Source organism: Jonquetella anthropi DSM 22815 (assembly GCF_000237805.1).
Classification (GTDB): domain Bacteria; phylum Synergistota; class Synergistia; order Synergistales; family Dethiosulfovibrionaceae; genus Jonquetella; species Jonquetella anthropi.
This window is the reverse complement of the sequence record NZ_CM001376.1, coordinates 1,347,053-1,360,657: the sequence shown is the minus strand read 5'-3', so window position 1 is coordinate 1,360,657 and position 13,605 is coordinate 1,347,053. Positions and strand designations below refer to the sequence as shown.

Here is a 13,605-nt window from a genome sequence, read left to right as displayed (position 1 = left end):
ATGGGCTGTGGAACATCCTTTTGTCCATCTTCACGTCCACACTGAGTACAGCCTGTTGGACGGGGCGATCCGGTGCGGCGACTTGGCGGCTCGGACGGCTCAATGGCACCAGCCAGCTGTCGCTATGACCGACCACGGTGTCATGTACGGCGCGGTGGAGTTCTTTCAGGCCTGCAAGTCAGCCGGCGTCAAACCGATCATCGGTTGCGAGATGTACGTGGCTCCCGAGGGCATCCAGTCCCGGGAGAAGCGGAGCCATCACCTGATCCTGCTGGCGAAGGACGACGAAGGGTATCACAATCTGGTCAAACTGGTGTCCATCGCCAACACCGACGGGTTTTATTACAAGCCGCGGATTGACCACGACCTGTTGGCTCGGTACAGCAAAGGGCTCATTGCCTCGTCCGCCTGCCTCGCTGGAGAAGTGTCCAGCCTCCTTCTGGCCGGCGAAGACGGGAGGGCTTTCGAGACCGCGCAGCTGTATCGGGACATCATGGGGCCGGAGAACTATTATCTGGAAATCATGTCCAACACCCTGCCCGAACAGGTGGCCGTCAACAAACTTCTCGTGGAAATGGCCCGGCGGAACGGCTTTCCCCTCATCGCCACCAACGACTCCCACTACCTGAACCCGGAGGACTTCGACTGGCATGAGCTTCTCCTGTGCGTGGGGACGAACAAGACGATTAACGACCCGGGACGGATGTCCTTCGAGGTGAACGATTTTTACCTGCGCTCGCCCGAAGAGATGTGGAACTTCTTCGGCGCCGAAGTCCCCGACGCCCTGACGAACACGGTGGAAATCGCCGAGCGGTGCAGTTTTGAATTTAAGCTCAAGACCGGCCACTACAGCCTTCCGAAGTTCGACGTGCCGGAAGGCGAAACGCTGGACAGTTTTCTCGCCAAAGGCGCCCGGGCAGGGCTGGAGAAACGCCTAGGTGGCGTCATACCGCCCGAGTACGAGCAGCGCCTCCAGTACGAGCTGGGGATCATCAGCCAAATGGGCTTTTCCGGGTACTTCCTCATCATCGCCGACGTGATTCAGGCCTGCAAGAACCGGCATATTCCCATCGGCCCCGGCCGCGGATCCGCTGCCGGCTCTTTGGTGGCTTACGCCATGAGGATCACCGAGCTTGACCCGCTTCGGTTCGGCCTGATCTTCGAGCGGTTCCTGAACCCGGAACGAATCTCCATGCCCGATATCGACACCGACGTGTCGGACAAGGGGCGCGAGGCGCTGATCCGGTACGTGATCGACAAGTACGGCGTGGAAAACGTGTCCCAGATCATCACGTTCGGCCGCATGAAGTCTAAGGCCGCTATCAAGGACGTGGGGCGGGCCATGGGACTTCCCTACGCGGACGTGGACAAGGTCGCCAAACTGGTGCCTGACGGGGTCAAGTCCATCGCCGAGGCGATAGAGCAGACTCCGGACCTGAAGTCGCTCAACGACGAGGACCCGCAGGTCGCCGAGCTGCTGGACTCGGCCTCCAAGATGGAAGGTCTGGCCCGTCACTGCTCTCAGCACGCTGCCGGCGTGGTGATCACTCCGATGCCTCTGACCGACGTCGTGCCGGTTCGGAAAATCGGAGAAAATCAGGTCGTCACTCAGTTTTCTATGGAGCCGGTGGAAAACCTTGGACTGGTCAAGATGGACTTTTTGGGGCTTCAGACGCTTTCCATCCTAGAAGACGCGTTGGAGAACATCCGCGAAAACGGCAAGGGGAACGTTAACCTCGAGGAAATTCCGCTGGACGACCCGGAAGTGTTCAAGCTGCTCCAGAACGCCGACACGTTGGGAATCTTTCAGCTGGAATCGCCGGGCATGCGGCGGCTGATCCGCCGGATGGTTCCCGACTCGTTCAACGATCTGGTCGCTATTCTGGCCCTGTACCGTCCGGGACCGCTTGAAAGCGGAATGGTAGACCAGTACGTGGACTGCAAGCACGGCGAACGGGTTCATTATCTGCACCCGAAGCTGGAGCCGGTGCTGAAGGAGACCTACGGGGTCGTGCTGTACCAGGAACAGGTCATGAAGTGCGCGTCCGTGCTGGCGGGCTACACTCTGGGCGGAGCCGACCTGCTGAGGCGCGCCATGGGGAAGAAAAAAATCGAGGTCATGAACCAACAGCGGGCGATTTTCGTCGAGGGAGCCCTGAAAAACGGCATCGACAAGAACTCGGCAGAAAACATCTTCGACATTATCCAGAAGTTCGCCGGGTACGGGTTTAACAAGTCCCACAGTGCCGCTTATGCTCTGATAAGTTATCAGACGGCGTGGCTCAAGACGCACTACCCGAAGGAGTTCATGGCGGCGTACCTGACCAGCAAGATCGGCGCGAAAAAGGACGTCATGGCCTCGTACGTGAAAGAAGTCCGCTCGTCGGGAATCGACGTGCTGGCCCCCGATATCAACGAGTCCCGATCGTCGTTCACCGCGGCTGGCGAAGTTATTCGCTTCGGGCTGGGCGCGGTCAGCCGAATGGGCGAGAACGCCGTCTCGGCAATTCTGGAAAGTCGAAAGGCCGGCGGTCCGTTCAAGGACATGTGGGACTTCGTGACCCGGGTGGACCTTCGCCACGTCAACAAAGCCGCTCTGGAAAGCCTTATCAAGGCCGGCGCGTTCGACTGCTTCTCGACGAACCGGCGTCAGCTTCTTGAAGCTGCCAGCCCGATGGTGGACGCGGCATCGCGCCTTCACGTCGACGACGGGCAGGCGTCGCTGTTCGGCGACCTGTCGTCGCTCGACCGAGTTGAACTCCCCGACGTGCCGGATGACGACTTGGAAACCCGCCTGGCGATGGAAAAAGAAGTCATCGGCATGTACATTTCCGGCCACCCGATAGATCAGTTCCGGGAGGTTATCCAAGGGCAGGTCAACGCGACGGCGTCTGACTTGGCCCACTGGCATAGCCAGTCGGTGGCGCCGGTATTCGCCGGGCTGCTGACCGAGTGGAAAGAACGAATTACCAAACGCGGGGACGCGATGGGCGTCCTGCGGCTCGACGACGGCGAACGGGAAGTTGAAGTGGTGTGCTTCCCCAAATCGAAGACAGGGCTGAACTGGCTGAGCGTGAAGCCGCTGCTGTTCGAGGGGAAACCGTATCTCATCGAAGGCCGGCTTGACGACCGGGGCGACGGGACCGTCATCGCCAGCCGGATCGTCCCGCTGGAAGGGCGGCCTTCCAGCCGCAAGTTCCTCGAAATCACTTTGGAGCCCGACGCGCTTCGGGCTCTCACGCCCAAACGGCTGTTGTTGGCTCTCAAGAGCTGTCCCGGGCCGTCGTCGGTTATTCTCAAGCTGGTCGGAGACCAGGAGACGGCCGCCGTCATGGTGATGGGCGTGAAGGTGAGCGGCGGCGAAGCGCTTCGCCAAGCTCTCTTAGAGCAGGCGAAACTCGACCCGGAAGCATTTGACATCAGCGCATAATGCGCCGAAAGGTGACGCTTGAGATGACGCGAAAAGTAAAAATTGTCTGCACCCTCGGGCCGGCCAGCTTGGCGGACGGCGTTTTAGAAAGCATTGTCGACGCTGGGCTTGACGTGGCCCGGCTCAACTTCAGCCATGGAACTCACGAGGGACACGGTCAGGCGCTTCAGGCCGTTCGGCGCTTGGAGGAGAAGAAAAAACGGCCCATTGCGGTCATGCTGGACACGAAGGGGCCGGAAATTCGGACGACGCTTCTTAAAAATGACGAGCCCGTTCAGCTCGTTCCCGGTCAGACGTTCGTCCTACGGCCTGACGACGGTCAGCCCGGCGACGCGACTGGCGTGGGCGTCACCGAGAGCAACTTGGCAGAAGAGTGCCAGGTCGGGCAGGACGTGTTCATCGACGACGGGACGATTCACCTGATCGTCCGGGAAAAACGGGACGCCGACCTCATCTGTACCGTCGACGTCGGCGGCATGCTGGGCAACCGCAAGGGAATCAACCTGCCGGGCGCTGAGCTGTCTCTGCCGTCCATGTCCGACCGGGACAAGGACGATATCATCTGGGGCGTGCGCAACGGCGTGGACTGCATCGCCGTGTCGTTCGTCCGGGACCGAAACGACGTCTTGGCGGTCAGGAGAGTCGTGGAAGAGCAGGGGGCGAACACCCGCCTGATCGCGAAGATCGAGACGAAAAAAGCGGTGGAGAACTTGGAGTCCATTGCCGACGTGGTGGACGGCATGATGATCGCACGCGGCGACTTGGGCGTTGAAATCCCGACAGAAGACGTGCCGCTCGTGCAGAAGCGAATCATCGACCTGTGCCGCCTGCGGGGCAAAACGACCATCGTGGCAACCCAGATGCTCGACTCGATGATCCGCAACCCGCGGCCGACTCGGGCTGAGGCAAACGACGTGAGCAACGCCGTTTTGGACGGCGCCGACGCGGTCATGCTGTCCGGCGAAACGGCGGCGGGAAAATATCCCCTTCTGGCCGTTCAGACCATGGCGAAAATCGTCGTCCGCAGCGAGGAAGAACTTCGCCGCTGGCAGCGCCCGCTGAAAGTTCCAGTCGAGGCGGGGGTGCCCGACGGCGTGGCTATGGCAGCTGTGGAGATATCCCGAAAGCTCGGCGCCAGCGCGGTCATTTCCCTGACGAAGTCAGGATCGACCGCCCGGCTTGTGAGCAAGTACCGCCCGTCCTGCCCGATAGTGGCCACCACGCCGTCGGTTGGCACGACCCGGGAGCTGTGCCTGTGTTGGGGCGTCGTTCCGGTCTTGTGCCCCACCGCCAGCGACGGGGAACAGGCGGTGGCCCGGGCCGTTGAAGCGTCCTTGGCCGCCGGTCTGGTCAATCAGGGGGATCTGGTCGTGGTGACTGCCGGGGTGCCGCTGGACGTCCCCGGAACGACCAACCTGATTCAGGTTCAAACTGTAGGCCGAATTGTGGCGAGCGGACTTCCCGTTTTGCCCGGCGTCGTCACCGGACGCGCCTGCGTGTGCCGCACGCCGGAAGATCTGCATCGGTTCCAGCCCGGGGATATTCTGGTCGCCGAGGAAACCGACAAGTCGTTCATTCCGGCCATGGAAAAAGCGGCCGCCGTTGTCACGGCGGAAGGCGGGCTGACGAGCCACGGGGCCATTGTTTCTCTTGAGCTGAGAATACCGGCCGTCGTCGGGGCTGCCGGGGTGGCCGACAAACTGAAAAACGACAGCATCATCACGGTCGACTCGGGGAAAGGCCTCATTTACGAGGGGCGGGTTAACTTGGGCGCCGGAAGCAAGTGACCGGGCCGGTGTGATATGATGAGACGGTAGAAAGGTCTGCGAGGAGGGGCTGCCAGATGAGCGAGATGCTCCGCAACCTGAGATGGCAGGATTGTGTCGACATCTTGGTGATCGCGTATATGATTTATCGGGTGCTCCTTCTCCTTCGGAACACCCGGGCATTTCAGCTGGTAAAAGGCTTTTTCCTCGTGACGGTTTTGAGTTTCATCGCCCGCGGGTTGGCTCTTGACACCCTGTCATGGCTACTCAACCAAATTTTGAGCCTGCTGTTTTTCGCCGTGCCCATCATCTTTCAGCCTGAGCTCCGCAAGGTCCTGGAAGAGCTGGGCCGCGGCGGCATATGGCGTCGGCAGAAAGCGCTGGCCCGCGGCGAGTCGATGGCCGACGAGGTAGGCAAGGCCCTCTCGTACCTTCGGGCGCACAAGATTGGCGCGCTGGTCGTCCTCCAGAGGACGACCGGCCTCAAGGACTTTTGGAGCACGGCCGTCAAGCTGAACGCGGAGATAACTCAGGAACTGCTGATTTCAATTTTCTGGGTCAATAACCCCCTTCACGACGGGGCTGTCATTTTGGACACCGACGAGATCATCGCTGCCGGGTGTTACCTTCCGCTCACCGAGAACGCCGACCTGTCCCGCTGGCTTGGAACCCGCCACCGGGCGGCGATCGGCGTCACAGAGGTCTCCGACTGCATATCCCTCGTGGTATCCGAGGAGCGGGGTAAGATCTCCATGGCGATCAACGGGCGTTTGTCCCAGGACCTGAAGGACGCGCAGATTCGCAAGCTGTTGGTGCAGTACTTTGCCGGCGCGGATCAGACCCAGCAGTCGCTGCTGGAAAGCCTGCACGACGAGATCCGCTCGCTGGGGGATGACTAGAGGCCGCCATGATCAGACTGAACGTGAACCTGAACAAGATTCTGGAGTCGAAAATCTTTCTGCAGGTTTTTTCCCTGATGGTGGCGTCTGTCCTGTGGTTTTTCGTCGTCGGAGGGCGAGACGAGTCGGTCATCAAGGAGTTTGACGTCCGACTGGAGTTTTCAAACCCGCCGTCGAATTTGCTGGTAACGCCGTCTGTCCGAACAGTCGTGGTGACCGTCAAGGGCGAACGGCGAGCCGTCGCAGCCATGAAGCCGGACTCGATAGTGACCGACGTCGACTTGGCGGGCTTGAAGGCCGGACAGGTGCAGCTGCCGGTCCGAGTTTCCGGCCCGGCAAGAATTGAGATCGTGTCGGTCTCTCCCACGTCGGTAAAAATTGACCTGTCGCAGCTGCTTGAGCGTCAGGTACTTGTTCGCGTCGAGACGCCAAAGGACATGCCGGAAGGGTACACGCTCCGGGATCAGACGGTTGAGCCGGAGAGGGTAACCGTTCGGGGCCGGCAGAACGAAATCGGCGCTCTGACCCACGTGGTTGTGCGGCCGACTCTCGCTCAGCTGGAAGCTGGCGGGCCGTGGAACCTGACCGTTCAGTTGCCGCGCGGTTTTTGGGGCAATTTGGACGCTGTACCTGCAACGGTTAAAGTCTTCGGAAAGTTCCAAAAGGGACTGCCTGAACTGCCGGCGGCGGTTAAGCTGGACACGACCGGCGAGCTGCCGGAGAACCTGATGATCAAGAACGTCGAAATATCCCCGCCAACGGTATCAGTCACTGGGACGGAGGGCTTTACTGGGAAAGTTCCTGACCTTCATACCGAGCCGCTGAACTTGGACGGGCTGACAGAAACTACATCAGTCAAGCTGCGCGTTGTACCCCCGGCGAGTCCGTTCCAGCTGGTCGGAGAAAAAAGCGTTCAAGTGTCGGTCACAATTGGGCCGAGACAGGAAGAAAAGGTTTTTGAAAGCGTCCCGCTTGAAATCAGGCAGGAAGGGACGTCGCCGTTTGACGGCTGGATCGCTGACCCGGACAGGGTGACGGTTCGCGTGCAGTTTGAGCAGAATAAATCCTCTGACGTGACGTTGGAGAAGCTGAAGGCTCTGGCCTATGTGGACGTGACGAACGTGGTCACGCGGAATATTCGGGTGCCGGTGCGCCTCGAGTACGATTCAAGCATTCCCGGGATCTCGTCCGTGACTGTGGAGCCGGCGACGGTTCGTGTTATAGCGAAGGATTAGAGAAGAAGACAGGAGAACCGACGATGGAAAAAACTGACGGCAGCCAGAGAGTTCGTTGCCTTTTTGGCACTGACGGCGTGAGGGATGTGGCCAACCGAGGATCAATGACGCCGGAAATGGCGTTGAGGCTGGGACGGGCCTATGTGCTTTTTCTGACCGAGCGGGGAGAGCCCCGTCCAAAGATTGTCGTCGGGCGGGACACCCGCCGTTCTGGTTTGATGCTTGAAAACGCTCTGACGGCCGGCATGACGTCGGCAGGGGCAGAGGTCGTTCGTTTGGGAGTCCTTCCGACGCCGGCGGTCAGCTTGGCGGTTGCGGCTTTCGGCGCTCAGGGCGGTGGCATTATCAGCGCGTCCCATAACCCGCCGGAGTACAACGGGATTAAGTTCCTCAACGGAGCCGGACAGAAGCTTCGCGACAGCGACGAGCTGGCAATCGAAGATTACTTGGGCGACGAGCTGATCGACGACTGGCGCCCGACCGGCGCGTCGGTAGGAGAAATTCTTTCTGACAACAGTTTTGCCGTCGAGTATGCCGAGCACAGTTTGTCCGTTTTGGCCGGCGACGACTTGTCCAACATGAAGATCGTCTTCGACTGCGCTAACGGCGCTCAGTCAGTCGTCATGGAGCCGTTTCTGCGCCGGCTGAAATGCCGCGCATTGATCATTGGCCACAAACCCAACGGGTTGAACATCAACGAAAAGTCCGGCGTCATGCACCTGGAGACGCTGAAAAACGCGGTCAAAGAGTCGGGGTTCGATTTGGGAATAGCCTTCGACGGCGACGCCGACCGAGTGCTGATGGTAGACCGGCTGGGCCGGGTGATCGACGGGGACGTCATTCTCTGGGTTTTGGGCACGTGGCTGAAGCGAGAAGACCTGTTGGGAAGCGGGGTCGTTGCGACGGTCATGAGCAACGGGGCGCTGGAACGCCAACTGTCAAAAGAGGATATTCAGGTGTTCCGCTGCGCCGTCGGCGACCGGTACGTTCTGGACATGATGCGGAGCACCGCATCCCGCCTAGGCGGAGAGCAGTCCGGGCACGTCATTGTTGACGCGTTCACCAAAACTGGCGACGGGCTCTGCACTGCCATGGCGTTTCTGAGGGCCTGTCGGGAGATGGGTTGGCAGACGACCGGTCTGTCGGATGAGTTCCACCCGTTCCCTCAGAGGCTCGTGAACATCTGCGTGGCGGACCGGGATCGCGCGATGGAGAGCCCGGCCGTGAAATCGGCGGTCGATCAGGCTAATCGGGATCTGGGAACGTCGGGACGGGTTCTGCTTCGGGCGTCGGGGACAGAGCCGCTCATCCGCTTGCTGGTGGAGTGCGACGACCCAGACCAGCTTCTTCAGACGTCTCAGGTGTTGGAAAAGCTGATTCGCGAGGCATAGCGTCCGGAATTGCAGGCTTTAGGGCAGGGAACGGGCAGGCTGTCGCCGGGCCGTTTCCCTGCTGTTTCTTACGTCAGGGAGGTGATAAGGGGAGAAAAGACGCGGACGATGGAAGCGCCTGAACTGCGAAGAGCAGTTGACGAGGTCGGGGGTTATCGAAATTTTCGGCGGGTTCCCTCGGGGAAGGAAGCGATTCCCTCAAGGCTGTCCACAAAGACGTCGGGCGATCGGCGGACAAAAGGGCGGCCGCGCTTCGCTTTGTCGTGCAAGGAGGATATGGAATGTGCGGAATTGTAGGGTACACCGGCCACAAGCAGGCTGTTCCTTTGGTACTGCTTGGGCTGGAGCGCCTGGAGTACCGCGGTTATGATTCGGCAGGCATCGCCTGCCTTGAGAGCGGAAAAATTCGCGTGACAAAAACTGTCGGCAAGGTAGCTCAGCTGAAAGACCGCCTTCACGAAGCCGGCGCGTTCGACTGTCACTGTGCCATGGGGCACACCCGGTGGGCGACGCACGGCGGCGTGACGGAAGTCAACGCCCATCCCCATATGGACGCCGCCGGCAAAGTGGCGATCATCCACAACGGAATCGTTGAAAACTACGTCGCGCTGAAAGCCCAGCTGAAAGAAAGCGGGGTGGAGTGCGTCTCCGACACGGACACGGAAGTGGTCGCTCAGACCCTTGGCAGGCTGTACGCGGGCGACCCGTTGAAAGCCTTGGGCGAGCTGTTCGGCCGTCTCGAAGGCGCGTTCGCGCTGGTCATCATGTTCGCCGACAGGCCCGGCGAGATTTACTGCGCCAGAAAAGGCGCGCCGCTCGTGGTAGCGTTGGGCGACGGAGAGACGCTCTGCGCGTCCGACGTTCCCGCCTTGGCCGAGTACGCCGACAAGGTCGTTTTCCTCGAAGAGGGAGAGCTGTGTCGGCTGACTCCGAGCGGAGCCGAGTTCTGGAATCTGGAAGGCGAGCCGCACAGCAGGACGCCTCAGGCTCTTGACGTGTCCCCGTCGATGATTGACAAGGCGGGGTACGCCCACTTTATGCTGAAGGAAATTTACGAGCAGAGCGCCGTCGTCCGCAACGTCCTTGAAGGGCGGCTGACGCCGGAAGGTCTCGTCCTAGACGGGCTGCTGTCCCTGACGCCCGAACAGGCCAAGGAGCTGCGAGCCCTCCAGTTTGTCGCCTGCGGTTCGTCATGCTACGCGGCAACGGTCGCCCAGCGGATTCTCGAACGGTATCTGTCCGTGCCGATGACCGTCGACGTGGCGTCCGAGTACCGGTCAAGACCTGACCGAACGAACACGAAAACGCTGGCCGTCTTCGTCTCCCAGTCTGGCGAGACCAGCGACACGTTGGCTGCCCTCAAAGTTGCTAAATCCCGAGGCCATTATGCCGTCGCCGTGACGAATCAGGTGAACTCGTCCATCGCCCGGGAAGCAGCCGACGTCATCGACCTTCGGGCTGGCATCGAAGTCGGCGTCGCGGCCACGAAGACGTTCACGTCTCAGGTGATTACCCTCGTGCTGATGGGGTTTGCCCTCGCCCGTCTGCGCGGAGACCTGAGCCAGGACGACCTGAAGTGCTTTGTCGTCGAGCTGTCCCGCCTGCCGTGGAAGATGGACCAGACCCTTGCTCGGTGCGGTGATATTTCCAGCGTCGCCGAACGGTTCAGCTTCGCCCGGGACTTCCTGTTTTTAGGGCGGGGCGTCTCGTTCCCCGTGGCGATGGAAGGAGCGCTTAAGCTCAAGGAGATTTCCTACGTTCACGCCGAGGCGTTTGCCGCCGGCGAGATGAAGCACGGGCCGATCGCCCTGCTTGACGAGACCGTGCCCTCGGTTGTCGTCGCCCCCGGCGACGAGCTCTTGGCGAAGACCCTCTCCAACATGCAGGAGTGCATCGCCAGAAAGTCACCGGTAATCCTGGTTACCACCGACGGCGCGTCGGTCGACGGCCGGCCGGTTCAGCCAGACGCGGCAGACGTGGTGATCTTCGTGCCCGAAGTGAGCGCCGATTTCTCGCCGCTTTTGACCCTGCTGCCGCTTCAGCTGTTCGCGTACCACTCGGCGCTGATCCGCGGCCGGAACATCGACCAGCCCCGCAACTTGGCCAAGAGCGTCACAGTCGAGTAAAATAGAAGCCAAAACGAAAGCAGCCGGACCGAGAACTCGGTCCGGCTGCTTTTTTCGTCTCAGCGGAAAAACTCAGCGTTTCGTCAGGTGGCGCTCCAAGAAGTCGGACATCTGCCGGTAGAAGTCCAGCCGGTTTTCCACGTTGGAAAAGCCGTGGCCTTCGTTGTTCTTGACGAGATATTCCACCTCAATCCCTCGGGCCTTCATGGCCTTAACCATCTGATCGCTTTGGTCCTTCACGACCCGCGGGTCGTTGGTGCCCTGGGCGATGAAAAGGGGTACGTTGATTTTATCGGCGTGGTAGACCGGCGAATACTGCTGGAACATCACCTTGTCCTTTTTCGGGTCGCCGATCGTCTCCTTCATCACGGTCAGCATCGGCCGCCAGTAGCTGGGAATTGACTTGAACAGCGTGAACAGGTTGGCCACGCCCACGTAGTCGACCCCGCACCGGTAGAGCTCAGGCGTCTTGATCAGGCCCATCAGCGTGGCATACCCGCCGTAACTGCCGCCGTAAATGCCGATTCGTTTCGGGTCAGCGATGCCCTCGCTGATCAGCCACTTCACTCCGTCGGTGATATCGTCCTGCTGTTTCTGGCCCCACTGCTTGAAGCCCGCCTTCCAGAACGCCTTCCCGTAACCGGTCGACACCCGGTAGTTGACCTGAAGCACCGCCATCCCCCGGTTAGCCAGCAGCTGAACCTCCGGGTCGTACCCCCACGTATCCCGAGCCTCCGGCCCGCCGTGAGGGTTGACCACAACGGGCAGGTTTTTGGCCGGCCGCCCGAGGGGCAGCGTCAGATAGCCGTGAATCGTCAGCCCGTCTCTGGCGGTGAAGCTGATCGGCTTCATCGACGCCATGTGCTCTTCTTTCAGCCAAGGATAAAGGTCAGCCAACAGCTTGAACTCGCCCGGCTTGTCCTTGTCGTAGTAGTAGAGCCGGCCGGGAACCTTGTCGCTCGTCTCGACGACGATGATCCGCCGTTCGTTTTTAGACGTGTCGGTAATGCCCACTTCCATGCCGGGGAAACGGGCTTTCAGGGCCTCGTAAAAGTCGCGGGCCTCCTCGTCGAAGTACAGCCGGCCGCTTCGATCGGTGTACCAGCTCACGCCCAGAAGGGTGCGCCGAGCCTGCGACCAGAGAATACCGGACACGTCCCGGTCAGTGAACGAACAGATCAGGTCCTGCTTCTTCGTTTGGGGGTCGTACAGGTAGAGAGCCGAGTAATCGTGCCCCAAGTTGGAAAGCAGGTAGATTTTCTTGTTGTCGCCGGTGAAGCCGACAGGCTCGATAGAATCCTTGAAGTCAGAAGAGAAAATCTCCCGGAACTTCTCCGATTCGTTCTCCCGGTACAACACCCGGCTCGTCAGCCCGTCGCTCACGTAGGCCAGACGGATATGCCCATCATTGTCCGTCCCCCAGCCGACCACGTTGCCCGGGTTGTCGGTCAGACGGGTCAGCTCGCCGGTCTTCACGTTCGCCCGGTAGGCGTCAAAGACTTCCGGGTTCTCCTTGTTCATCAGGATCAGAATGTGTTCCGGGTCGTCTTCAAGGTCGTCCAGAACGCTCGCCCTGACCCCCTTGAATGGCGTCAGATCCTTCGGGGCGGAAGACCCGTCAGCCGGCGTCACGTACAGGTGGTAGTTCTCGTCGCCGCCGAAGTCCTGAGCGTAGACGATCGTCTCGTCGTTCACCCAGCCGTACGAACGGATATCCCGCTCGGTCGCCGCGGTAACCCGTCGGGCCGGTTGGGAGCCGTCCACCGGTGCGACCATCACGTTGAACCGATCCTTCCACGGTTCAAGCCACGAGTACATCTTCCCGTTCGGGGAAAGACGAAAAGCGGTTTTTTCCGGCTGCCGGAAGAAGTCCTCCACCGGGAGACGCGGCGGAACAGACTGGTCGGCCGCGGGGGCTGCCGTCAGGGGTGACGCCAAGAGGACCGACAGGGCCGCTAGGCTGAGGAAAATAGGGGAGCTTACCATGATTTCAACCCTTTCATTATGGGAATAAAAACGAGGCGGACCGGCTCAACGTGAGCCGGTCCGTGCAAAACACCAGCGATCAGAGAAGTTTTTTCGCGGCTTTCAGCGCGGCGTCGAAGTCGACCGCGTGGGTCACCTCGGGGACAATCTGGGCGTACCGGATCACGTCGTGGTCGTCTAGCACGAAAACCGCTCGGCAGAGCAGGCGCAGCTCCTTAATCAGGACGCCCCAGCCAGAGCCGAACGACGCGTCGTAGTAGTCGGAAAGGGTCTTGACGCTGTCAATTCCCTCGGCGGCGCAGTAGCGGCCCAACGCAAACGGCAGATCCATGCTGACGTTCAAAATGACCACGCCGCTGCCAAGCGCGGCGGCATCCTCGTTGAACTGGTGAGCCTGAGCGTCGCACACCGGCGTGTCGATTGACGGCGTCACGGAAATGATCTTCACCTTGCCGGAAAAATCGCCTAACGTCACTGGGGCGAGACCCATATCGTGAAGCGTAAACGCCGGAGCCTTGTCGCCGACCTTCAGTTCCGGACCGATCAGGGTCATCGGGTTGCCGCCCATCGTGATAACGCCTTTCCTTTCCATCGTAGAACACCTCCTGCAGGTTTTTTGTGCTGGAATTTCTTTTAAATATTAACATACCGGCTGAGCTCTGAAACGGCCAGAGCAACTTTGCTGGCCCGACGAATCTGGCAACGGTGGAATCGGTAAAACGGACGGAGACGGCGTGAAGCTTTTTTCGCTTGAGAGGGCAGGCCGTCGGGC

Annotated in this window: 8 protein-coding genes; 6 read left to right on the top strand and 2 right to left on the bottom strand. The window is 60.4% G+C overall.

The genetic code is table 11. From position 1 onward, the window contains the following. Positions 1-7 precede the first annotated feature (7 nt). From dnaE to glmS, 6 genes are all read left to right on the top strand, one after another. Positions 8-3,430 (top strand): DNA polymerase III subunit alpha, encoded by a 3,423-nt coding sequence (gene dnaE, locus JONANDRAFT_RS06330; RefSeq protein WP_008523239.1) that lies wholly within the window; start codon positions 8-10, stop codon positions 3,428-3,430. After that, complete coding sequence (gene pyk, locus JONANDRAFT_RS06325) at positions 3,430-5,217, top strand: pyruvate kinase (protein WP_008523237.1); 1,788 nt, start codon at positions 3,430-3,432, stop codon at positions 5,215-5,217. The genes dnaE and pyk overlap by 1 nt, the downstream gene beginning before the upstream one ends. 56 nt (positions 5,218-5,273) lie before the next feature. Further along, positions 5,274-6,095, top strand: a complete 822-nt coding sequence (cdaA, locus tag JONANDRAFT_RS06320) for a diadenylate cyclase CdaA (RefSeq protein ID WP_008521729.1) — start codon at positions 5,274-5,276, stop codon at positions 6,093-6,095. A gap of 8 nt (positions 6,096-6,103) precedes the next feature. After that, positions 6,104-7,330, top strand: a complete 1,227-nt coding sequence (locus JONANDRAFT_RS06315; protein ID WP_008521728.1) for a CdaR family protein — start codon at positions 6,104-6,106, stop codon at positions 7,328-7,330. Between the two features lie 23 nt (positions 7,331-7,353). Continuing rightward, positions 7,354-8,721 (top strand): phosphoglucosamine mutase, encoded by a 1,368-nt coding sequence (glmM, locus tag JONANDRAFT_RS06310; protein WP_008523234.1) that lies wholly within the window; start codon positions 7,354-7,356, stop codon positions 8,719-8,721. Positions 8,722-9,002: 281 nt separating this feature from the next. After that, positions 9,003-10,847, top strand: coding sequence for a glutamine--fructose-6-phosphate transaminase (isomerizing) (gene glmS, locus JONANDRAFT_RS06305; protein ID WP_008523232.1), 1,845 nt, complete (start codon positions 9,003-9,005; stop codon positions 10,845-10,847). Between the two features lie 72 nt (positions 10,848-10,919). On the opposite strand, the gene JONANDRAFT_RS06300 is transcribed toward glmS, so the two are convergent. Next, entirely contained in the window at positions 10,920-12,833 is a 1,914-nt protein-coding gene (locus tag JONANDRAFT_RS06300) for an alpha/beta hydrolase family protein (protein ID WP_008523231.1), read from the bottom strand. A 79-nt stretch (positions 12,834-12,912) separates the two neighbouring features. Next, positions 12,913-13,425 (bottom strand): thiol peroxidase, encoded by a 513-nt coding sequence (gene tpx / locus JONANDRAFT_RS06295; protein ID WP_008521723.1) that lies wholly within the window; start codon positions 13,423-13,425, stop codon positions 12,913-12,915. Positions 13,426-13,605 lie beyond the last annotated feature (180 nt).

Coding starts and splice junctions, on each gene's coding strand:
- tpx (WP_008521723.1), bottom strand. CDS start 13,425: ATGGAAAGGAAAGGCGTTATCACGATGGGCGGCAACCCGATGACCCTG.
- cdaA (WP_008521729.1), top strand. CDS start 5,274: ATGAGCGAGATGCTCCGCAACCTGAGATGGCAGGATTGTGTCGACATC.
- glmM (WP_008523234.1), top strand. CDS start 7,354: ATGGAAAAAACTGACGGCAGCCAGAGAGTTCGTTGCCTTTTTGGCACT.
- glmS (WP_008523232.1), top strand. CDS start 9,003: ATGTGCGGAATTGTAGGGTACACCGGCCACAAGCAGGCTGTTCCTTTG.
- JONANDRAFT_RS06315 (WP_008521728.1), top strand. CDS start 6,104: ATGATCAGACTGAACGTGAACCTGAACAAGATTCTGGAGTCGAAAATC.
- pyk (WP_008523237.1), top strand. CDS start 3,430: ATGCGCCGAAAGGTGACGCTTGAGATGACGCGAAAAGTAAAAATTGTC.
- JONANDRAFT_RS06300 (WP_008523231.1), bottom strand. CDS start 12,833: ATGGTAAGCTCCCCTATTTTCCTCAGCCTAGCGGCCCTGTCGGTCCTC.